This is a genomic window from Vibrio jasicida CAIM 1864 = LMG 25398, from assembly GCF_000400365.1.
GTDB classification, from domain to species: Bacteria; Pseudomonadota; Gammaproteobacteria; order Enterobacterales; family Vibrionaceae; genus Vibrio; species Vibrio jasicida.
In genome coordinates, this window is sequence record NZ_BAOG01000014.1 from 1 (window position 1) to 21,520 (window position 21,520).

The window sequence follows — 21,520 nt, forward strand, 5'->3', positions numbered from 1 at the left end:
TCCGATAGAGTATCGAACTCAGGCCTTGAAAGCCGCTTAACAGAAATGTCCAACTTTACGGGGTCACTTCATCACGTCCGGCTTTTCTTTGTCTCCAATTTTGGGTTTTATAACCAGCTTGGAGTGTTCGATTAGAAGCGTTTACCCAAGCTCACTTGCACGCCTTCATAGCTGTCGTAGAAGTCATCAAAGCCCATGTCTGCAACGTTGTAGATGTATTCTGCACGTAGCCAAATATCTTTACTCATATCCCAATGGACACCTGCACCAATGTTGAATAGTGCACCAGAATCGTCTGTGACTTTTTGTTCGTTTGGAACATACATTTCAGCTTGAGTGCCAAGCGCGGTTACGCGGCCAAATAGTGACAGTGGCGTATCGCCTAAGTTATCACTCGTTACAACAGCAGACATACCTGCTTGGTAATAGTGAAGGTCTAAGTCAGTTTTTAGAGCATCATTCTTAAGTTCATTTTGTGAATAACGCAGTACCCCTTCAAATGCGAGGTATTGGTTTACATGGTAACCCCAGCCAACCGTAATGTGAGGTGTCGACCAGCCATTGTCGCGATCAGAACCAAAATTCGGAGTGTCAAAACCAACATTACCTGTGCCTAGGTATAAGTAGGATTGGTGAGTTTGCTCTTGAGCTGCGAAAGTTGGCAGACTCAGGGTCAGTGCCGATAATATTAGAATGGCGTTTTTCATAACTTGGCGATAACCTTTGTGAAGAACTGTTTTTAGAATTAGTATTAATTTAATCAATAAGGTAAGTGGCAGTTATCATATCAGTCTTTTGGGTGAGTATGCGATGTTGAGCGAAAATTTGTTGTGATGGCGCAAGTTTTAAGCAGATCAAACTCGCTCATTTCTCTGCTATGAGCTGTGAGATAAATAAAAGGAAAGTAAAGTGGCTGAATTCAAATACAAAAATCTAACTCAAGAAGAACAAGACAAGCTGGACGCGGCAACATTTCGTCGTCTTCTTGCACATTTAGATGCAAACAAAGACGTGCAAAACATCGACCTTATGATCCTTGCTGGTTTCTGTCGTAACTGTTTCAGCAAATGGTACAAGGCAGAAGCGGAAGATCTTGGTGTGGATATCGACATCGATGATGCTCGTGAGCGCGTTTATGGTATGACTTACGATGAATGGAAACAAAACCACCAGCCAAAAGCGACACCAGAACAGTTGGCGGCATTTGAAGCGCGTCAGAAAAAGTAATAGACACCATTTAAGCAGATACAAAACAGCCCGCTCATTTCAGCGGGCTGTTGCTTTATTCTCAGCGAAAATCACTCAGTGATTGGGCCGCAACATGCGGGTTCCACACAGCCTTCTGCTTGAATAATCTCAAGTTGAGCAAGATACGGTTGGATATCACCGATGTTCTCTTTTACCCAATCAGTGTTGTAGTAAGTATCTAGGTAGCGTTCTCCAGAGTCACAAAGCAAAGTAACGATAGAGCCGTTCTCACCACGCTTTTTCATCTCACATGCAAGCTGTAACACGCCGTACAGGTTGGTACCTGTCGATGCGCCAACTTTACGACCAATCAGACCTGATAGCCAATGTGCTGTCGCCACGCTTGCTGCATCAGGGATTCTACGCATTTCGTCTACGACACCAGCAATGAAGCTCGGCTCAACACGTGGGCGACCGATACCTTCGATTTTGCTGCCATTTTTACCTTTGATATTGGCATTACCAGACTGGAAGTAGTCAAAGAATACTGAGTTCTCAGGGTCAACAACACACAGTTTTGTGTCGTATTTTTGGTAACGGATAAAGCGACCAATCGTTGCAGATGTACCGCCAGTACCTGGGCTCATCACAACCCAACTTGGGATTGGGTGATCTTCTAGCTCCATTTGGCTAAAGATAGAGTTCGCAATGTTGTTGTTACCACGCCAGTCGGTTGCGCGCTCTGCGTAAGTAAATTGGTCCATGTAGTGACCGTTTAGCTCTTTCGCTAGGCGACGAGACTCGTCATAAATTTGGTCTGAACGGTCAACAAGGTGCGCTTTACCGCCGTAGAATTCGATTTGTTCAATTTTCTTGCGTGCTGTGGTTTTTGGCATTACTGCGATAAACGGTAAGCCAAGTAGACGCGCGAAGTACGCTTCAGAAACCGCTGTACTGCCTGATGATGCTTCGATCACCGTGGTTTCTGGACCAACCCAGCCGTTACAAATTGCATAAAGGAATAGCGAACGCGCTAAACGGTGCTTTAATGAACCTGTAGGGTGTGTGCTTTCATCTTTTAGGTAGATGTCGATGCCTTCAAGAGAAGGAAGATCAAGTTTGAAAAGATGAGTGTCTGCTGAGCGTTGGAAATCAGCTTCAATCTTACGCACTGCGTTGTTGATCCAGTTGTGGTCAGTACACATAACGTGTCTCCTCGGAATTTTGTAGGGTAGTTGTTTTTGTCTATAGGAATAATCTACCTATAAATGTAGAGAAAAACTTTGCTATTATTGTTTTGATATTCACTAATGATAGAAAAAAATTCTACTTTGTAAGGTTTTTATAGGAATGAGCTTAGATAAAATCGACAAGACGTTACTTTCTTTACTTCAAACCGATGGCACCTTGTCTTTGAACGACTTAGCTGAACGGGTGAATTTAACCACAACACCTTGTTGGAAGCGGATGAAGAAGCTAGAAGATGAAGGTTACATAGAAAAGCGAGTCGCGTTGCTGAATGCAGAAAAACTTGATTTGTCATTCATCGCTTTTGTCCAATTAAAGACCAGTGACCACTCTGAAGATTGGTATCACCACTTTGTTACCACAGTGAGTGATTTCCCTGAAGTGATGGAGTTTTATCGTATGGCGGGTGAATACGACTATATGATGAAAGTATTGGTTAAAGACATGAAGTGTTTTGACGAGTTTTACAAGCGGCTCGTCAACAGCGTAAAAGGTTTGTCGAACGTGACATCAACTTTTGCAATGGAACCGATAAAGTACACGACGGAGTTGCCTATTTACGGCGTCTAAATTCCTACCTAAATAAGATATGAGGTCACTCTGTTGACTTCATATTTCCTCAATATCGACACCACACGCCAGCTAAAGTGTGATCGACTGTTTATATTTTAATCTATTGAAAACCCTAATTTAATCATCGCTAATTTAATGCGAAGTCGGATCGTAAACGGTTGTTCGCGACATTACTGTGCTTGTTTTAGAAAATTGACGGCATTTTATTTATTTAGCGAATGGTAATGTAGTTTATCGATAATCTTATTAATCAAAAAAGGGGCTGGCGGTGAATAAAACATCGTATTATTATCGCCGCCACTTATAAGATGTAAGAAATTATTACAAAAAATGAAAAGATATTATTTTCTCCTTTTGCTTGCTGCAGTAATCGCTGGCTGTGGTGGTGGGGGCGGCGATTCCAAGCCGCGTAATTCGGGATCTTCAACTCAAACTACAAAACAAAGTCGACCTCAACTTAAAGTTGAAGACGCAATACTCACATTTGATGGCATTGGAAATGTCACAAATACGACAATGAGTAACGTACAAGGCACGATCACATACCAAGTTTTATCTTCAACCCCTTCTGATGTGGTTCAAATCGACGATGGTCAGTTACAAATCCTTCGTCCAGGTACGGCGTCAATTAAAGTAACGGACAGCAGCCCGACTTACGAAACGTCAGAGGCCACGTTTACGATGACCGTAGACAAAGGCACCAATGCCGATCTGGCTGCAAACGATGTCAGCCTTAACGCGTCAGAAACTGAAGGGCAATCTTTGGTTGTACGAGGGCAAAAAGGCTCTCTGAGCTATGCCGTAGAAAGTGGATCTGAACATTTGATTCAGGTTAATACCGATGGTCGAGTGTTTGCCATTGGGAAATCTGGAACGGCAAAAGTACGTGTTCGTGACTCGGGCGACGATTATTACCAAGCTCGCGATTTACTCGTCAATATTCACCTTTATCAAGTTGGTGCTGAGCAACTGCAATTTGCTCCTCTAACGGGTGAGTTCCGCGAAGGTCTGACGTTGGCACCAGTGAGACTGGATAGTACAGAGACCAAAAGCATTCGCTACGAGATCATCAATAGCCCCCCTGATGACAAAGTCGCTGAGGTATTGAATCCAGATACCGGTTTACTTTTGATTCAAAACACTGGGCAAGTAACGGTTGAAGCAACGGCAACGTACAGTGAAGGGTTTATTGAGCAGCAGCAAACGGCTCGATTTAACGTTGCAATTGACAAGGGAGCGCGACAAAACATCAGTGCTTCAAACATCTCGGCAAGTTATCAAGCGCTTGCTCCGTTGTACCCACAAGTTGAGGGTGCACTGGGAGATTACCATTTTGATGTGGTTTCAGGCCAAGACGTGGTGCGTGTTTCTGACGACGGCAACGCTTTGTTGATTCAAGGTGTTGGTCGTGCTGAGGTTGATGTGATTGAGGGCGATTTGCGTAATTTCCCTTCTACGAAAGCGCGTTTTCATATCGATATTACTGCAGCAGTACACCCTGTTATCAAAGACATTGATATGTCCTTTACCTATCAGAAAGGTCTATCGATTCCGTTCGTGTTTGCGGGGCAAAAGGGCGATATCAGACTGATTGGGGATTTACCAGAGGGGCTGAGCATGTCCTCAGATACGCTATATCTCGAAACGGCGGGTAACTACACGTTAACGTTCGAAGATGATGGCGGAGAGTTCTATCAGTCAACTCAGTTCAAAGTGAACCTTGATATCGCTAAAGCGCAAGGACAGCCGCTTGCGACTCGTGATTATGAGGAGGTCTACAGTAAGGATCACCAATTCAATCTGCTAAAAGATTTTGACGAGCTTAGCTCCGGTGATGTGATTGAGATGACCGACAATACACACCCAGACGTAGCAAACATGATTGCTAATGGGATTGTACATGTCTTCAAAGCGGGTGAAACCACACTGACTTTACGTCGTAAGGAAAGCGACAATTATAGTGCGGGTCCTGAGCATAAAGTGACTTTCAATATTTTAGGTGCCCCGAGCCGCATTCAAATTTCATCAGATGTTGAAGATAATTGGAATGCACTCAAACCTTTGGCAAGCAAACCGACTATTAGCGGAACGGTTGGGCAGGTGACTTACCAATTTGCAGATGGCTCACCGACCGATGTGGTGTCTCTAGGTAACGACACAGGGGAAATGCGCGTTCTTAATGCTGGCAGCACACGCATTGTGGTTTCTGACTCTGGTGATGATAAGTTCACGCCGGGTCAAGCAAGCTTCAATGTGACCATCAAGCCAATTGAAAGTCGAGCGACGGTCCAATACCCAAGTGCAACCTTTGGTTCAGATAAAACGCTAAAGCCAGTAGTCTCAGACAGCGATACCACCACCTCTTACCGTTTGATTAACCAAGCATTACCAACGGTAAAAATGGCATCGTCTGATACGGGAATACTAGATGTGCTTCATGCTGGCGATTACTCCTTGGAAGTCACGTTAACAAGCCGCAATTATCTGACAAAGACGATCACCGTTAATGGCTCGATTGCAAAGGCTGAACATCCGGGATTAATCGCGACTCGTCAAACTGTGGCATTTGAACCGTTTAAGCGTGTGGAGTTAGATATTGGTACGGCGATTGGTACGCGTAGCTATGAGTTTGCTACCTCTGTTAGTGAAGAAATTGCGACTCTGGATCGTGCGAATGGAAGCATCACCCTCACAGGTTATGAGTTTGGGCACTCGGTTCAACTGAACGTTTCTGAGGCGGAAACGCAAGACTATAAAGCGCTGGACAGTACATTGGTGACGGTTTTTCTTGATCTTGCCGAATCTGGTGACGCCGATAAATACACTCAACTAGATAGTGAACAAACGGTAGTGATTAGTACGTTAAGTGGCCCTGAGTTTGCCAATCTTCAAGAGAGTGAGTTTGGTGTCATGGGCGCTAGAAGTGTACGAGAGCCGACAGACACAGAGCTCGCGCTTTATGGCAAAGGCAAAGTCGTATTTTTAAACATGAAGCCAGTTGGTAATGATGATCCGGCTAAAACTCGTGGTCTGTGGATGCATGTTGCCCGTTTCGATGGTTGTCGTTCGCAACTCAGTGAGAATGACACGAAACCTTTCCTTGCTGTCGATTATTCAGATGCAGGATATTGCGAAAACGGTAGCAGCATTCGAATGACGCGTTTTCTGGTGATTAATGACCGACCGTTAGATGCAAATACGGCCTACGAATCGATGAGCCCTTTGATTCATTACCGCAAAGGTGCGCGAGAGTTCTTGGCAAGTGATGCGGGCGGCTTCTATGCTGAACCGGATACTATTTACGGTGAAGGGAAGTACGGTTACCCGAAATCACTTTATGAGTGGGCTGTCGTCAGCCTAAACTACCAAAAGAACTAAATACAAAAAGGAGTGCATCAGCACTCCTTTTTTGATTGAACATCGCGATGGTTTATTTAGTAAAGCGCATCACGCCTTCTTGAACTGCGGTAGCAACAAGATGGCCTTGTTGGTTGTAGATCTCACCACGAACCAAACCACGCGTATTGCTTGCTGTTGGGCTTTCGATGGCATACAGCAACCATTCATCCATCTTAAATGGACGGTGGAACCAGATAGAGTGGTCGATGGTTGCCACTTGGAAGTTTGGCGTCATCAGCGATACTTCATGCGGATGCAGTGCTGTGGTTAAAAAGCCCCAATCAGAAGCATAAGCCAATAGATATTGATGAATGAGCTGGTTGTCTGGCATCTCACCGTTGGCACGAATCCATAGATATTGCTTCGGTTCTGTCTTTTTAGGCTTGAGAGGATTGACGATGTTCACTGGGCGAGTCTCTATCGACTTCTCTCCACAGAATGTTTTGCGCAGCCTTTCTGGCAAAAACTCAGCAATGTGACTTGCGAGTTCCGATTCGGATGGAAAGTTCTCTGGCCCCGGAATGTCGGGCATTGCGTTTTGATGGTCAAACCCAGGCGTATCCCCATGGTATGAGGCAGTAAGGTAGAAAATAGGGCGACCGTTCTGAATCGCCTTCACGCGTCGAGTACTGAAGCTGCGGCCATCACGCAGGTTTTCAACATCGTAAATGATCGGCTTTTCAGGATCGCCAGGGTATAGGAAGTAACTGTGGAATGAATGCACGGTGCGTGCGTCTTCTACCGTGTAACGTGCTGCGGATAACGCTTGTCCAATAACCTGACCACCATAAACTTGAGGTAAACCTAGGTTCTCGCTTTGACCACGGAACAAGCCTTCTTCTAGTTTTTCGAGTTGTAGTAGGCTGAGCAATTCTCTTAATGGTTTACTCATGATGTCTCCTCACCTTGTTTTTATTACTGCTTCAATTATGAAACAAAATCAACTGTTTGGTAATTTCTAACTTAGTCAAACTATTGTCAAATGAATCCATTTAACGCAGACAGTTTAATATTCTCCCTCTATACTTAGCGCGAATCGATACACCCGTTGAGGAAACTATGAAAAAAACACTACTACTTGTTACTTCTTTACTATTCGGTGCTGCACTAGTGGGTTGCCAAACTTCTCAAACAACAGAAATGGAATCGGCTGAGGCGTCAATGAAGACAATTACAGGTACAGTGGCTTACCGCGAGCGTATTGCACTGCCTCCACACGCAGTAGTAACGGTAGCACTTGAAGATGTTTCTTTAGCGGATGCTCCTGCGAAAGTTTTAGCGAAACAAACGTTCGAAACAGAAGGTAAACAAGTGCCTTTAGCGTTTGAACTGAGCTACAACAGCAACGATATTAAACCTAACCATCGTTATAGCCTACGTGCTCGTATCGAAGTTGATGGTAAGCTGCGCTTTATTAATGATACTAGCATTCCAGTTATCACGGATGCAGAACAAACGCACGAAGCGAACATTCGCCTTGTTGGTACGCGTTAATCGCTACCTTCAAACAAAACGAATAAAAAATGGCAGCTTAAGGCTGCCATTTATATTTTCTAAGGGATACTTTTCCGACTTCAGACACTTCGATGCCTTCTGCTTCTAGCTTGCTCTTTTGTCGTTCAAGATCTCGGCCTTTTAACGAAATCTTTCCTTGGCTATTAATGACTCGGAACCAAGGTAATTTGCTGCCTTCTGGTAGGTTACCCAGCGCTTTACCGACGTGCCTTGCATAGCCCGGATAGCCTGCCATTTTGGCAATTTCACCGTAGGTCGACACTCGCCCTGTGGGAATTTGGTGAATTACAGCAAAGATTTGCATTAAAAATTGGTCCATACTGACAGTGTCCATTGTTGTTTACCAAGGAATGGTAATACACAAGACTTGTATTTCGCTATCAGTTCTTGCTCCTTAACATCACTTACTGCTCACAAAATAACACCGTTTACGTTCCCTTTTTTCTGAGCTGTACATTGATCTCAAAGAGTAGGTTAGCAATGCAAAAATAAGCTCAAGCTTAGCTTGAATCTAGACCCGTTCAATGACGTTATAACCGAAAGAGGTTGGCCGTTGAATTACCAAGTTGGTTGGGGAAGCCAGGAGGCGCTATGATTTTTTCGACACTTCAATTTCTTATTACGACTCTACTTGCTGTGGTGTGCGCGCGTGCCATTAGTTTAAGTGAGGGTGACATTCCTGTTATTGCTTTGATGATTCCTGCACTATGGATCTTGCCGCAAGGGGGCTTCGCTGGCCTAGTGTTACTGGGCGCGATGACTGTCTATGGTGTTACGTTGTCTATGCAGCCGATCGCTTTATCCATTGGTACCTTAGTGCTGTTTCCGTTGCTCATGGTGGTTTTTTCTCGACGCAGCTCACTGGGCGTGTTGCTCACCGCAGGTTTGATCGTATTGACACTTCAAGTTGGCATTATGGTAACGCAGCAAGCAGGTAAGTTAGATGGTTCACCATGGCTTACTGTTTTGCAGACTCTGTCCGTTGTGGTGATGTGGTGGGCCGCGAGAAGTTGGAGACCTTCCGAAAAACACAGCTGGTGGTCGTTGTTATTGTTGCTGCCATTGTGGATAGCTGGCCTACCTTATGCGGTACTTTTGGCATTAGGTATCACAGGTATTTTAGCGTCCATGGAAGCGCTGACTAAGATTAAAAATTCAATACGCTGGGGTAAATTACTGTGTTGGACGTTACCGACAGTAGGTTTTGCCGCTTTGGTAGTCAGTCCGAATATTGACGTGCCAAACCCTGTTTTCGTGGTTTGGATATGCTTACTTGGTACAGCATGGATGACAGACTACATCTTACGTAGTAGTGATGAGCAGGCCGAGTTATAAAATAGTTGTAAGCGCGCTGACTAAATAGTGACCCGTGCGGCAGACTCCTGATCTGATTATGAAATAATAGGCCGGATGTTATATGTTCGGCCTTTCATATTTATTGTGTATTTAAAAATAAAAATTCAATCTTAATCTCTATGGATATAGAGGCATTTTAGAAACGTTAGTCATGGTTAAAGTTGTTCAAAGGCTGTTGGTTTTTGCTTGTTTTTTACTGAGCCTGAGTCTCAAAGCAGAGCCCGTAACACCCTCTTATTATAAAGTTGCGACAGAAGCGGATGATGTCGTTACTCGAGTCCTGTTTGATGCAGTAGCAGAAAACTTTGATGTCTCGATCCAATACGTAAACTACTCCAGTTTCGATGCCATTCTTGATTCGGTAGCGACTGGTGAAAGTGATTTCGCCGCCAACATTACCTACACCGATGAGAGAGCAGCGCGGTTTAGCTATTCGCGTCCGACCAATATTGAATACACTTACCTCTATGGGGTGAGTGATACTAGTTTAAAAGACACCGCTGTTGTTGGTGTTCCCCAAGACACTATTTATCAAGACCTGATCAAACAAAACTATCCCGAAGTCATTCAGGTTCCCTATCAAGGGTATGAAGAAGCGTTGACGCTGCTACGAGCAAATCGAGTTGATGGCGTTGTTGATGCCATCAACCAACTCAAGCCTATGCTGCTTGAAGGCTTTGATGCCAAATTGCTCAACGATCTCATATCAATAAAGCCGGTATCAATCGTAAGTGCGAAAGGCACCCATCTGGACGAGCTTGATCGCTTTGCTGATTTCATTCATAGCGAATCGGTGCAAAAGCTATTACGAGAGCAAGTAGCACTGTACCAATTTGAATTGCGTCAGACCGCGTTACGAGAGTCGTTAAAACAGCTTCCTATCGATTTAAATGAGCCGTTTAGGATCAAACTGGAGTCTATTTTTCCCTACGTTGTCTATAACGAGGATGGCTCGGTAGAGGGTATGACGGCAGATGTTGTGCTTAAGAGCTGCGATATTCTGGATCTAAATTGCGTGATTGTTGGTCAACCAAGTGAAAGTTGGGAATCCATGTATCATCAATTTATTCGGGGGGAGTTTGATATGCTTGCTCCATTGACGATCAGTCGAGAAAGACGAGCATTCAGTTATTTTCCTCAGCCTCATTACTCTCCGACGTCCGTGATGGTTAAGCGTCTTGGCTACAAACCCAACGTTTATTCTCATGTCTCTCAGTTGATCTCCGAACGTATTGGCGTAGTGAAAGACGATTTCTTCGATCAAATTTTGACGCAAATGCTGCCGTTAAAAGAGCTTAATCGTTTTGATTCACAGCAAGCGATGCTCGAAGCACTGCTAGCAAGAGAGATTGATTACATCGCAATGGATACCGCGATGCTCAACCACTTCTTACGCTTGAGCGAACTTATCCCCATTGAGCAAGATGATGCGATTGGTGAATTCTACCAATCAGAGCTGTCGGTTGGGCTGGCGGCGAACGAGCGCGGAGCAATTCTTGCGCCGTATTTCAGTCGCGCGATTTCTATGCTCGATCTTGAGAAAATTGTCGCGCAATACGATTTAAGGCCAGATTGGCGAACTGCATTGGAATATGAAGTACGTTTGGCCACGCAAACTCAAGCAGTGTTTATCTTTGTGTTGGTGTTTGTACTTGGGGTGACATTGTATTTATATCGTCAGTCTAATACCGATAACTTAACCGGATTGAGAAATCGTCGCGCTCTGCATGTGAAGTACCGCCAAGGAGTACCAAAAGACTTAGCGATTCTTTATTTGGACATTAATCAGTTTAAGCAAATCAACGATACCTACGGACACCGAGCTGGTGATCGCGTACTGCAATTGCTGTCTCTCAAAGTACATCGAGTATGGGCGGGTAGGAGCTACCGAATCGGAGGGGATGAATTTATTTTGCTCGGATACCCAACCGAAGTTCAATTGCAAAGAGCAATGGAGGAGCTCAGTCAGTTGGATGTCAAAGATGAAGCTTTAAATGGACTGAGTGAAGTGACTATCTCTGTCGGGGTTTCAGCTAAACGTGAGCGTAGCGTGAGTTTGGAGCAAGCCATGCATTTGGCTGATGAGAACATGTACTCCAGTAAGCAGGCGTCGCGTGATTGTTGTGACGGAAATTCCTGTCCGGCGGGGACCTAATAGGCTGAATTGACCGAGTTTTGTGCAAACAGAAGTGAAATGGTTAAATTCGTCGCTTTAGCCCTTGCAATCTGAGAGGCGATACTGAATAATCCTCACATCATTTGAGACACGCTCTCAAAACAGAATTATGGGGCCCTGGTCCTCTCGCAACAATAGCTCGTGAACTCGGTCAGGTCCGGAAGGAAGCAGCCGCAGCGGGTGACTTGTGTGCCGGGATGTGGCTGGGGTCCCACCCTTTAAAAGTGTCGTTAAAACGATAACCTGTCCCAATAAAACCATAATCTGTCCTTTTAAAATCCATAAAGTGTCCTAAGCTTACTTTGGTTGTTTTTTTACAACAAAAGGGACGCATATGTATATCCGTAATCTTCGCAAACCGTCACCTAATAAGAACATCTTTAAGTTCTCGAGTCTAAAAAACCGAGACGCTGTTATGTGTGAGGGTAGTTTGGAGAAAGACTGTTGCTATCATTTCGAATATGATCCAGATGTAGTTCGGTACGAATCTCAGCCAGAGGGTTTCTACTATGATTTCAATGGAAAGAAGCGCCCTTACACTCCCGACTTTCTAGTTACCTACCATGACGGTACCTTCGAATATGTGGAAGTTAAGCCACACACGAAAACATTATCAAAAACATTTAAACAAGAATTTTCTGCTCGTAAAGAGGCCGCCAACCGAAGAGGGGTTGGTCTTGTTTTAGTGACTGACAAGCAAATTAGAGATGGGTACTTTCTCAAGAATACTGAGCTTGTGCACCGCTATAGTGGGTGTATCGCAGGCGATGAGCTTGCAATAAAAGTATATTCCTATCTGATCGCACAGAACACAATGAAAATTAGTGATCTAGCAGACTCAATCGGAGAGTCTGTTGGTCGGGTGTTCGCTTCTGTTTTAAGACTTATTGCAGTAGGAAAAGCTGGTGTTGATTTAGACATCGCTCAGTTGAGTGAAAGTACAACTGTTTCGGTGAGATGAAATGGTAGGCCGATTCCATGACGAGTTTGAGCCTGAGTACGACGAAGATTCTGATCTAAAGCATGAGTTTTTGCCCGCAGCTCAGACAGAAAGTCTAAAGTACTCGAGATTACAGTCAACACAAATCATTGAGCGAGACCTCTCTTCCTATCCAGAGGAACAGAAGAACAAAGCTCTAGAAAGGTACAAATTGTTGTGCTTAGTTGCGAATGAACTGAATGGAGGTTGGACCTCTAAAAACCTTACTCCCCTAATTGAAAAACACTTCGACAAAACATGCCTTCCCAAAAAACCAAGCTATAAATCACTGCAACGTTGGCATAATTCGTTTGTCGACTCGGATGGAAGTTTTACTAGCTTAGTCGATAAAAACCACCTCAAAGGTAACAGAGATGCCAGAGTTGTTGGTGATGAAAAATATTATGATGAAGCCCTGAAGATGTTTTTAGACGCAAGGCGACAGTCGATTCGCGCAGCACACGCCTTCTATTGCGATAGGATAACCGTAGCTAATGAGGCCATTGTCGCTGGAAGAATTCCGAAAGTCTCATATGAAGCATTTAAGAAGCGTATTCGTAAAGAAGAACCATACAGCGTCGTGCTAGCTCGCCATGGTAAATACTACGCAGATAAGCTCTTTAACTATTACCAATCTGTAGAAATGCCGACTCGAATTTTGGAGCGAGTCGAAATGGATCACACCCCCTTGGATTTAATTTTATTGCATGATGAGTTAATGGTTCCATTAGGTAGAGCGCATTTGACACTACTCGTGGATGTTTTTAGTGGGTGCATAATAGGCTTTCATCTTGGCTTTAAGGCTCCTAGTTATGTGTCGGCATCGAGAGCCGTTATTCATGCGACAAAAAGTAAGAGCTACATTTCTGAAATGCCTATTTCATTCAACAATGAGTGGCTTTGCGAAGGGAAAATCGAGAACTTGGTGGTCGATAACGGCGCGGAGTTTTGGTCAAAAAGCTGGGAGGATGCATGTTTGGAGGTCGGGATAAATGTCGTTTATAACAAGGTTCGGAAACCATGGTTAAAGCCATTTATTGAACGTAAGTTTGGTGAAATTGTTCAAGGGATTGTCGGTTGGGTGCCGGGTAAAACATTCTCCAACGTGCTGGAAAAAGAAGACTATAAGCCAGAAAAAGATGCAGTCATGCGCTTTAGTACCTTTGTAGAGGAGTTTCACCGTTGGATAGTAGACGTGCACAATGCTAATGCTGATAGTCGTTATAAAAGAATACCAAACCTTTATTGGAAACAAAGCTATGACGTTTTACCACCACTAAAACTCTTACCCGAGCAAGAGCAAGCATTTAGCGTAGTTATGGGGATTCTTCAGTATAGAAAACTGACCGATAAAGGTATCAAGTTCATGCACTTAGAATATGACAGTGTGGCGCTGTCTGATTATCGAAAAACGTACCCCCAAACAAACGAGTCTTCAAAAAAGAAAATAAAAGTAGACCCAGATGATTTATCCGCTATTTATGTTTACCTCGATGAACTTCAAGGGTACGTGAAGGTTCCGAGTAAGGACCCAATGGGTTACACCGTCAGATTGAGCGTTTGCGAACATGAAAAGATTTTGGTGGCTCATAGAACCTATATAAAGGGGGAAATGGATGTGCTGTCATTAGCAAAAGCTCGACTTGCACTGCATGACCGAATCGAATCAGAACAAGCAGACTTAATGCAGTTAACTCACACTGAGCGAAAACGAAAGGCGAAATCTACCAAGAAAGTTGCAGAAATATCGAGTGTTAATAGCGACACCCCTCATTCCAAACTAAGTGACAGAACACCTAAACCAAACAAAAAGGTCGCAGAGTCAGAAAAAAGCTCGGATACAACACCGCTAGAGAGCTTCAGAGCTAAATGGGACGAGCGCAGAAATCTAAGGAAATAGTTGTGACAGCAGCGAGAAGGAATTTAAATAGAGACGAAGTTTTAGCAAACTATCATGACTCATTTTCAATTTACCCAGAGGTTGAAAAAGTTCTCTCTGGACTCGAATGGATAATTAAACGCAGGAAGTTTGGCACTTTTGCGCCATCGATGCTTCTGACAGCAGGCACCGGTGCAGGTAAAACCGCCACTATTAATCACTTTATCGAGAAAAACTTATCAAGGAATGAAGTCCTTATTACTCGTGTAAGGCCCTCGTTACTTGAGACTTTACTATGGATGGCCAAAGAGCTTGGCGCTTACAGAAATAGCAGAGCTAAGCCTTCAGAGATTGGATTAACGGATTGTGTGATTGAGACATCGAAAAGAGTTGGGCTTAAGTTATTAGTGATTGAGGAGTGTCAAGAGTTGTTTGAACGAACCAGTCATAACCAGAGGCAGGATATTAGAGATCGCCTCAAAATGATTAGTGATGAGTGTCATTTGCCGATAGTGTTTGTAGGACTTCATAGTGCCGGGCTAATTTTAGAGGACTCTCAGTGGAACAGGCGAATTATGGTTCGACGCACACTCCCTTACATTAAGATCACAGATGAGTCCGCAATTGATAACTATTTAGATGTTTTACAAGCTCTGGAAAAGACGGTGCCTTTACCATTCAAGGTGCCGTTGACCGACGTCGATTTCGCAATGAGACTGTTATCAGCAAGCAAAGGTATACTTGGTGAAATTAAAGAGTTAATTGCAGCCGCACTAGACGTCGCTTTGGCGAAAAATAAGGACTATATTGGTGAGGAAGACTTTGCTGCTGTTTACGAGAAAATTAACGATCCGAATGATATAAATCCTTTCACTGTGCAGATAGATGCTCTAACCATAGAGCAAATAGCTTCTTATGAAAATTATGTAACTGATGCCGAGACTGGTGAACTTCGTTTTGTAAAGCAGGTTTTTAGCAAACTATCGATACAGCAACTTATTGGTTAGTGAAGCACCTTACTCAGAGTTAACTAGATGGTGTCAGTTTTTCTAGTAACACCGCCTTCTCTTCATCACTCATCTTATCAATGGCACACGCCAGTTCAGCACTCAATTCGTTCCTACAGAAAAAGTAGTTTAGCGGCACACCTAACTCTTCAGCCATACGTTCAAGCGTACCAATATCGGGTACGTGTCTACCTTTCTCATAATGGTTCATTCGCCCACTAGCCGAACTTGGTTCCATGCCAATTTTCACCCCTAAATCTTTTTGGGTGATTTTGGCTTTTTTACGCGCAGCTTTGAGCCTCGCTGGGATGGGGTTGTCTTTCTGCACTTACACATTTCTTTTCAACCTTTAGATAACTTAGATTGTCTAAGTTTTACTGATTTTTGTATACTTAGCAATCCTAAGTTTTTATTGCATGCAAGAGTCACATGAAGAAAGTAACCAGAATTAACCCTGATATGTTTAACCTATTGATTGAAAAAGGGATGGATGATTTCTCTGTTATAGAAGCTAGGGATGCTTTGTTAAATAGTACTTCAACCTTTACGAGCAGTGACGAAGCTCGAAAGTATGTTTATAAGCAACTTCTATCACTTGAGGAGAAAGGCTGGCTTTCTGTCATTGGGACTCGCAGAGGCAAGCGTTACCATCAAACTAATGAATTCAAAGCGCTTATAATTGAGCCTCGAGCAGCTAGAAATAAGAAAGCTAAAGTTGATTCAATAACTGTTCAAACTCCGGAGTTCTCTCTAAATGCACTAGAACAAGAGAAAAAACAACATGAAGGTGAGTTAGCGATTACTCTGGGCGAGATTGAGGAATACCAATCTTTGTTAACGCGTTTTCCAAACAACAAGCATGATATGGAACCGTTATTCAATGCAGCGAGAGAGCGATCAGCTAAGCTATTGGGCAAAATCAATGCACTAACCAACTGGATGCAAGTAGCCCAAAGCAAGGCTTCCCAATGTTAAGAACATGGCAAGCTGAGTGCGTAGAGCTGGCTATCAATAAGTTTTCATCAAATCGACGCCCACATTTTTTCTGTCAAGCCACTCCTGGTGCTGGTAAAACCGTTATGGCAGCAGAGGTTGCTAAGCGTCTTTTTCAAGAAGGTATGATTGACTTAGTTCTCTGTTTCTCACCATCACTTTCGGTCGCTGAAGGGATGAAAAAGACCTTTTCATGGAAACTGGAATGTTCCTTTAATGGAGGCTTGGGCTCTTTAGGTGGGTCTTATACCTATCAATCCATCCGTTTTTTAGATGAAAACTTCTGGAACACCGTCAGTAAATATCGGGTACTAGTCGTGTTTGATGAGATCCACCATTGCTCGTTTGATGATGAGGGTAGGTCAAATTCATGGGGGTTAGAAATTGTCAGTAAGATCCAAGGTTTTGCCCGTTACACATTAGCGCTGTCGGGTACTCCTTGGCGCTCTGATCGGTTACCGATAGTTATGGCCGAGTATTCCGACCCTGATGGTATGCTCATTTGTGATTATCAATATGGCTTGCAACAGGCAGTTGTTGATAAGGTATGCCGCCAACCTAAAATTACCCTGATAGACAATGAGCATTTGAGTATCCAGAAAGGCAGTGGTAATCAGCACTTTTTCTCCATTCTGGACTGCCTTAAACAATCTGATGTCTCTTATCACAGTGTCATTCACAATGAAGATGCTATGAACTACATATTGAATAGTGGTTGCCAAAAGCTAGCCCAAATAAGGCAAGAGTCCCCAAATGCAGGTGGTTTAGTCGTCGCTGCTTCTATCAAGCACGCTAAACATATTCAAAAGCGACTGATTGAGCACTTTAAGCAATCAGCATGCATCGTGACTTATCATCATGATAATCCGTTGAATGAAATTGAGTCTTTTCGTCACTCGAATGTTCAATGGATAGTTAGTGTTGGAATGATAAGTGAAGGAACGGATATCCCTCGGCTGCAGGTTTGTTGCCATATGAGTTCGGTCAAAACGGAACTCTATTTTAGACAAGTCCTTGGGAGAATATTGAGAGTTAATGACTCACCTAACCAAGAAGCATGGTTATATACCTTTGCTGAAGAAAGTTTGATTGGGTTTGCTGAAAGAATTGAGCAGGATATTCCTGATAGCTGCTTGTACATTAAACAAGAGAATAATGTGCCGAGCGCTATTGATGAAAAGCGCCTACCACCGAGTACCTTATCGGAAAGCGTTCAATCTAATCGACCCCAACCAAGCTTACTTAGTTGGGGAGAAGCTTCAGATGTTATTGACTCAAATAATGTAGGACTCACTTTAGCCATGGATGAGCTGAGGTTAGGCCAATTTAAACAGCGAGTCATCGCTGCGTTTACTTAAACTGATTCAGCTTCAATCTCTTTCAGTGTTTTACCCGAAGAGTCTCTCCAGTAATCAGGACCGCTGCAAGGATAGCCAAGTAGAACGGCTGCGGCTTGCGAGGCACTCGTAAACAGAATATCTTCAGCTGCGACCAGACGATCTCCAGATGGTGTTAGCACTCCTTTGTCTTCGAGGCTACTACGCAACTTTGTATAGCCTTTAGATAAACTAGGCTGTGCAGTTGTTAGCGCTTGAGAGCCCTTCAATACGACAATGCCTTCATCAGTAAGCATGGCTTTAGCATCAACTTTTTTGACTTTCAGTTGTAATACAGTGTTTTCTTGCTCGTTTGTTTGGGGCGAAGCGGGTTGAGATACTCTCGGTTCCAATAATTTGTGCCCTAGAGAACCAATAACAGTACGAATATTGTCGATGAAAGTTTCCATGGCATCCCTTTCTCCTCTGGGGAGCGAAGAGGTAGGCGGTTGTTTGTCATTGTCGAGGTCGTATCGTTTTGACTCTAAGATTATTTCGATCAAACGGGCTTCGAGGTACTTAACGTGTGCTTTTGTTAAGTTTTCATCTTTGTTGGTAAAGCAAATAGCTTCATTCCAAAACTCTTTGCCAGCCAAGTGTTGCGACAATCTTTTCTGAATATGCTCAGCCTCTCCAACGTAAACAAGGCTATTGCCACTATCCGCATCGTACCCGAATAAAAAATAGACGCCCGGGCGCTGAGTTTCTTCCCATTCAGATAGCTCTTTGATGTGTACTCTAGGAACCGCAATCGCTTGACCTGTCCAGTTGACAATTTCAGCATGTCGAATACCTGTTACAGAGCCATTTGCTAGGTATATTTTGAGTTGTGTTCCTCTGGTCATCATCATTTGCTTTCTAAGAAAAATAGATGAGCTAGATACTAGCTAACTGAATAAAAAATAGCACTTTTATTTCTGAGTAATTCAATGTGATGCACATTAACGTAAAACTGAGTTTGTATGGTAAAATCGCGCGATAAATTGATGCATCATTAAGTTGTTTTCTTGTTGTTAAGAGAGTAACAATTTACCAAAGAGAATCACCATGCTAACAGGCAAAATTCGTAATCAGATCGACCAAGTTTGGGAAATGTTTTGGACAGGCGGTGTCGCTAACCCAATTTCAGTTATCGAGCAGATCTCCTACCTACTATTTATTCGTCGTTTAGATGAACTACAAAAGACCGCTGAGCGTCGCAGCCAAGCGACAGGTCTACCGATGAGCAACCCAACCTTTTCGCCTGAAGAGCAAGCCCTTCGTTGGAGTAGTTTCAAAGACAAAGATCCAGACGTAATGATGGAAATCGTTCGTGATCGTGTGTTCCCTAAAATCAAAGCGCTACAAAATGAAGGTAGCTTTGCTGAACACATGAAAGATGCGATTTTCATGATCCCATCGGCTAAGTTATTAGATCAGGTCGTGCAGCTACTAAGTGCTATCGACATGAACGACAAAGACACCAAAGGCGATCTGTATGAGTATTTGTTAAGCAAGTTACAACAATCAGGCGTAAATGGTCAGTTCCGTACTCCGCGTAACATCATCCAAATGATGGTCGAGTTGATGCAGCCTAAAGTGGGCGACACCATATGTGACCCATCATCAGGTACATGTGGTTTCTTAATGGCGGCGGTTGAGTATGTTGAAGAGCATCACGCTAAAGAAGTGAACAAGCCTGATAACCGTAAGCACTTTAACAATGAAATGTTTACTGGCTTCGATTTTGATAAACACATGCTACGCATTGGTGCGATGAACATGCTGCTGCATGGGATTGAAAACCCAAGTGTGCACTACCGCGATAGCTTGCAAGACCAAGGTGACGAGAATATCTCTGAAGCTTACAACCTTATCCTTGCCAACCCACCGTTTAAAGGCTCAGTTGATTTCGATATCGTTGCTCCAGACTTACTGCGTGCATTAGGTAAGAATCCAGTTGTTAAGAAAACGGCACCTAAATTCAAAACCGAAATTGACGAAGATGGCAACGAAATTCAGGTTGAGGTGAAAAAGAAAAAGCCGACTGAAAAATCAGAGCTGCTGTTCTTAGCCTTAATCCTTCGTATGCTTAAAGTTGGTGGACGTGCGGCAGTTATCATTCCAGATGGTGTGTTATTTGGTTCAACCAAGGCGCATAAAACCATTCGTCAAAAAATCGTGCAGGATCAAAAATTGGAAGCGGTCATTTCACTGCCTTCTGGTGTCTTCAAACCTTACGCAGGGGTAAGTACCGCTATTCTTATCTTCACTAAAACGAACAGTGGTGGTACCGATAACGTTTGGTTCTATGACATGCAGGCAGACGGCTATTCACTGGATGATAAGCGTACTCAGCTATTTAAGGACGGTGAAACGGCTACGCACGAGCAAAGCAACATTGCCGATATCATTACACGCTTTAAAACCCTGACTAACGAAGACAGTACACCAAACAGCGACAGCCCAGAGTATAAGCGCAATAAAACGGAACAGAGCTTTATGGTTCCGGTAGAGGACATCACCAATAACGACTTTGACCTAAGCATTAACCGATACAAAGAAGTGGTGTACGAAGAGGTGCAATATGATGCACCAAAGGACATTTTGAAGCGCATTAAAACGCTACAAAATAGTATGGCGAAGGGATTAGCTGATTTAGAAGGGTTGTTAAAATGAGCTGGCCTCTAGTTAATTTATCAACTGTCTGCCAAATCGATATGGGTTCTGCGCCTAAAGGTTCGACATATGTAGAGCTGGATAGAGGTGTGCCACTCATTGCTGGCGCAGCAGACTATGGCGATGTATTTCCTCGACCAAAGAAAGCAACAATTGAACCAACAAAACTATGTAAAAAAGGCGACATCATAATTTGTGTTCGAGCTACGATTGGTGATTTGAACTGGGCAGATAAAGAATATTGCCTCGGACGCGGTGTTGCGGGGCTTAGAGCCAATGATGAAAAATTAGACTCAAAATACTTATGGTATTTTATCGCATCAATTGAAGATGAGTTATATCGGAATTCAACGGGTTCGACTTTCCCTCAAATAAACAAGAAAGTAATCGAATCTCTGAAAATCCCACTCCCCCCACTAGAAACCCAAAAGCAAATCGCAGCGGTGCTAGAAAAAGCCGATCAATTGCGTAAAGACTGCCAGCAAATGGAACAAGAGCTAAACAGCCTCGCTCAGTCAGTGTTTATTGAGATGTTTGGTGATCAATTAACTTCGCCACATGACGTCCTTGGTAATGTATCCAATGTTGTTTCTGGGGTCACCAAGGGCCAGAAACATAACAATAAAGTTATTGTTAAAGCACCGTATATGCGAGTTGCGAATGTTCAAGCTGGTTATTTAAATCTTAATGAAATTAAAGAAATAGAAGTTAAGGAATCTGATGTTGAGAAGTACAAATTAGAGGTTGGTGATGTTCTTCTAACTGAAGGCGGTGATCATGACAAGCTTGGTCGTGGCGCTATATGGAATGGTGAAGTAGATAACTGTATCCACCAAAACCATGTATTCCGTGTTCGTTTAGATACAGAACTATATACATCTCAGTGGTTTAATGGGTTCTTAAAGACAGATTTTGCTAAGCGGTATTTCCTCAAGTGTGCCAAAAAGACTACAAACCTTGCGTCTATCAATATAACGCAACTTAAGGGGTTGCCAATGCCCGATATTGATATTAAAGAACAGGTTAGGTTTGAGAAGATTATTACAAGTATTAACTCTCAAATGCTCTCTAATACTGAGCTGGCTCATCAGTATGATGAGAATTTCAACGCTCTCATGCAAAAAGCCTTTAAAGGCGAGCTAAACCTATAACGAATAATAACAATATGATGTA

General features: G+C 43.3%; 19 protein-coding genes and 1 other RNA gene. 14 read left to right on the forward strand and 6 right to left on the reverse strand.

Annotated features, from left to right (window positions below; translation table 11 throughout):
- Nucleotides 1-131 precede the first annotated feature (131 nt).
- Nucleotides 132-707, reverse strand: a complete 576-nt coding sequence (locus tag VJL_RS03665; RefSeq protein WP_038875854.1) for a porin family protein — start codon at nt 705-707, stop codon at nt 132-134.
- Nucleotides 708-909: 202 nt separating this feature from the next.
- Between VJL_RS03665 and VJL_RS03670 the strand changes: the two genes are divergently transcribed.
- Nucleotides 910-1,227 carry a DUF1244 domain-containing protein gene (locus VJL_RS03670; RefSeq protein WP_005431642.1) on the forward strand — a complete coding sequence of 106 codons (318 nt, stop codon included), beginning with the start codon at nt 910-912 and terminating at the stop codon, nt 1,225-1,227.
- 71 nt (nt 1,228-1,298) lie between these two features.
- Here VJL_RS03670 and VJL_RS03675 read toward each other — a convergent pair whose 3' ends face one another.
- A complete protein-coding gene (locus VJL_RS03675) occupies nt 1,299-2,393 on the reverse strand; it encodes a PLP-dependent cysteine synthase family protein (RefSeq protein WP_038875856.1) in 1,095 nt (364 codons plus the stop codon).
- A gap of 145 nt (nt 2,394-2,538) precedes the next feature.
- Between VJL_RS03675 and VJL_RS03680 the strand changes: the two genes are divergently transcribed.
- Nucleotides 2,539-3,006: an Lrp/AsnC family transcriptional regulator gene (locus VJL_RS03680; protein ID WP_038875858.1), complete on the forward strand. Its 468-nt coding sequence runs from the start codon at nt 2,539-2,541 to the stop codon at nt 3,004-3,006.
- A gap of 333 nt (nt 3,007-3,339) precedes the next feature.
- Nucleotides 3,340-6,387, forward strand: a complete 3,048-nt coding sequence (locus tag VJL_RS03685; protein ID WP_038875859.1) for a hypothetical protein — start codon at nt 3,340-3,342, stop codon at nt 6,385-6,387.
- 52 nt (nt 6,388-6,439) lie between these two features.
- On the opposite strand, the gene tesB is transcribed toward VJL_RS03685, so the two are convergent.
- Nucleotides 6,440-7,300 (reverse strand): acyl-CoA thioesterase II, encoded by an 861-nt coding sequence (gene tesB, locus VJL_RS03690; protein ID WP_038866625.1) that lies wholly within the window; start codon nt 7,298-7,300, stop codon nt 6,440-6,442.
- Between the two features lie 167 nt (nt 7,301-7,467).
- On the opposite strand from tesB, the gene VJL_RS03695 reads away from it, so the two are divergent.
- Entirely contained in the window at nt 7,468-7,902 is a 435-nt protein-coding gene (locus VJL_RS03695) for a YbaY family lipoprotein (RefSeq protein ID WP_038875861.1), read from the forward strand.
- Nucleotides 7,903-7,939: 37 nt separating this feature from the next.
- Here VJL_RS03695 and VJL_RS03700 read toward each other — a convergent pair whose 3' ends face one another.
- Nucleotides 7,940-8,242, reverse strand: coding sequence for a DNA base-flipping protein (locus tag VJL_RS03700; RefSeq protein WP_038876030.1), 303 nt, complete (start codon nt 8,240-8,242; stop codon nt 7,940-7,942).
- Nucleotides 8,243-8,514: 272 nt separating this feature from the next.
- On the opposite strand from VJL_RS03700, the gene VJL_RS03705 reads away from it, so the two are divergent.
- From VJL_RS03705 to VJL_RS03725, 6 genes are all read left to right on the forward strand, one after another.
- Entirely contained in the window at nt 8,515-9,258 is a 744-nt protein-coding gene (locus VJL_RS03705) for a VP0952 family biofilm-associated protein (RefSeq protein WP_038875864.1), read from the forward strand.
- Nucleotides 9,259-9,430: 172 nt separating this feature from the next.
- On the forward strand, nt 9,431-11,434 hold the full coding sequence (locus VJL_RS03710) for a GGDEF domain-containing protein (RefSeq protein ID WP_038875866.1): 2,004 nt from the start codon (nt 9,431-9,433) through the stop codon (nt 11,432-11,434).
- Nucleotides 11,435-11,570: 136 nt separating this feature from the next.
- An RNA gene (gene ffs / locus VJL_RS27695) (signal recognition particle sRNA small type) lies at nt 11,571-11,667 on the forward strand.
- A 122-nt stretch (nt 11,668-11,789) separates the two neighbouring features.
- Complete coding sequence (locus VJL_RS03715; protein WP_012127339.1) at nt 11,790-12,416, forward strand: TnsA endonuclease N-terminal domain-containing protein; 627 nt, start codon at nt 11,790-11,792, stop codon at nt 12,414-12,416.
- A 1-nt stretch (nt 12,417) separates the two neighbouring features.
- On the forward strand, nt 12,418-14,334 hold the full coding sequence (locus VJL_RS03720; RefSeq protein WP_038875868.1) for an integrase catalytic domain-containing protein: 1,917 nt from the start codon (nt 12,418-12,420) through the stop codon (nt 14,332-14,334).
- 2 nt (nt 14,335-14,336) lie between these two features.
- Nucleotides 14,337-15,320 carry a TniB family NTP-binding protein gene (locus VJL_RS03725; protein WP_038875871.1) on the forward strand — a complete coding sequence of 328 codons (984 nt, stop codon included), beginning with the start codon at nt 14,337-14,339 and terminating at the stop codon, nt 15,318-15,320.
- A 19-nt stretch (nt 15,321-15,339) separates the two neighbouring features.
- Here the strand turns inward: VJL_RS03725 and VJL_RS03730 are convergent, their stop codons facing one another.
- Nucleotides 15,340-15,648 (reverse strand): helix-turn-helix domain-containing protein, encoded by a 309-nt coding sequence (locus VJL_RS03730; RefSeq protein ID WP_038875873.1) that lies wholly within the window; start codon nt 15,646-15,648, stop codon nt 15,340-15,342.
- 101 nt (nt 15,649-15,749) lie between these two features.
- Between VJL_RS03730 and VJL_RS03735 the strand changes: the two genes are divergently transcribed.
- On the forward strand, nt 15,750-16,295 hold the full coding sequence (locus tag VJL_RS03735; RefSeq protein WP_005535641.1) for a VspR family transcription factor: 546 nt from the start codon (nt 15,750-15,752) through the stop codon (nt 16,293-16,295).
- Entirely contained in the window at nt 16,289-17,671 is a 1,383-nt protein-coding gene (locus tag VJL_RS03740; protein WP_038875875.1) for a DEAD/DEAH box helicase, read from the forward strand. The genes VJL_RS03735 and VJL_RS03740 overlap by 7 nt, the downstream gene beginning before the upstream one ends.
- On the opposite strand, the gene VJL_RS03745 is transcribed toward VJL_RS03740, so the two are convergent.
- Complete coding sequence (locus tag VJL_RS03745; protein WP_227741117.1) at nt 17,668-18,540, reverse strand: GIY-YIG nuclease family protein; 873 nt, start codon at nt 18,538-18,540, stop codon at nt 17,668-17,670. The genes VJL_RS03740 and VJL_RS03745 overlap by 4 nt on opposite strands.
- 196 nt (nt 18,541-18,736) lie before the next feature.
- On the opposite strand from VJL_RS03745, the gene VJL_RS03750 reads away from it, so the two are divergent.
- Together VJL_RS03750 and VJL_RS03755 are read left to right on the forward strand one after the other, a co-directional pair.
- Entirely contained in the window at nt 18,737-20,347 is a 1,611-nt protein-coding gene (locus VJL_RS03750; RefSeq protein WP_038875877.1) for a type I restriction-modification system subunit M, read from the forward strand.
- Nucleotides 20,344-21,498, forward strand: coding sequence for a restriction endonuclease subunit S (locus VJL_RS03755; RefSeq protein WP_050568807.1), 1,155 nt, complete (start codon nt 20,344-20,346; stop codon nt 21,496-21,498). The genes VJL_RS03750 and VJL_RS03755 overlap by 4 nt, the downstream gene beginning before the upstream one ends.
- Nucleotides 21,499-21,520 lie beyond the last annotated feature (22 nt).

What these genes read in the sequence shown, in the direction of transcription:
- VJL_RS03665 (WP_038875854.1), bottom strand. Translation starts at nt 707, where the DNA reads ATGAAAAACGCCATTCTAATATTATCGGCACTGACCCTGAGTCTGCCA.
- VJL_RS03675 (WP_038875856.1), bottom strand. Translation starts at nt 2,393, where the DNA reads ATGTGTACTGACCACAACTGGATCAACAACGCAGTGCGTAAGATTGAA.
- VJL_RS03680 (WP_038875858.1), top strand. Translation starts at nt 2,539, where the DNA reads ATGAGCTTAGATAAAATCGACAAGACGTTACTTTCTTTACTTCAAACC.
- VJL_RS03685 (WP_038875859.1), top strand. Translation starts at nt 3,340, where the DNA reads ATGAAAAGATATTATTTTCTCCTTTTGCTTGCTGCAGTAATCGCTGGC.
- tesB (WP_038866625.1), bottom strand. Translation starts at nt 7,300, where the DNA reads ATGAGTAAACCATTAAGAGAATTGCTCAGCCTACTACAACTCGAAAAA.
- VJL_RS03695 (WP_038875861.1), top strand. Translation starts at nt 7,468, where the DNA reads ATGAAAAAAACACTACTACTTGTTACTTCTTTACTATTCGGTGCTGCA.
- VJL_RS03700 (WP_038876030.1), bottom strand. Translation starts at nt 8,242, where the DNA reads ATGGACCAATTTTTAATGCAAATCTTTGCTGTAATTCACCAAATTCCC.
- VJL_RS03705 (WP_038875864.1), top strand. Translation starts at nt 8,515, where the DNA reads ATGATTTTTTCGACACTTCAATTTCTTATTACGACTCTACTTGCTGTG.
- VJL_RS03710 (WP_038875866.1), top strand. Translation starts at nt 9,431, where the DNA reads ATGGTTAAAGTTGTTCAAAGGCTGTTGGTTTTTGCTTGTTTTTTACTG.
- VJL_RS03715 (WP_012127339.1), top strand. Translation starts at nt 11,790, where the DNA reads ATGTATATCCGTAATCTTCGCAAACCGTCACCTAATAAGAACATCTTT.
- VJL_RS03720 (WP_038875868.1), top strand. Translation starts at nt 12,418, where the DNA reads ATGGTAGGCCGATTCCATGACGAGTTTGAGCCTGAGTACGACGAAGAT.
- VJL_RS03735 (WP_005535641.1), top strand. Translation starts at nt 15,750, where the DNA reads ATGAAGAAAGTAACCAGAATTAACCCTGATATGTTTAACCTATTGATT.
- VJL_RS03740 (WP_038875875.1), top strand. Translation starts at nt 16,289, where the DNA reads ATGTTAAGAACATGGCAAGCTGAGTGCGTAGAGCTGGCTATCAATAAG.
- VJL_RS03745 (WP_227741117.1), bottom strand. Translation starts at nt 18,540, where the DNA reads ATGATGATGACCAGAGGAACACAACTCAAAATATACCTAGCAAATGGC.
- VJL_RS03750 (WP_038875877.1), top strand. Translation starts at nt 18,737, where the DNA reads ATGCTAACAGGCAAAATTCGTAATCAGATCGACCAAGTTTGGGAAATG.
- VJL_RS03755 (WP_050568807.1), top strand. Translation starts at nt 20,344, where the DNA reads ATGAGCTGGCCTCTAGTTAATTTATCAACTGTCTGCCAAATCGATATG.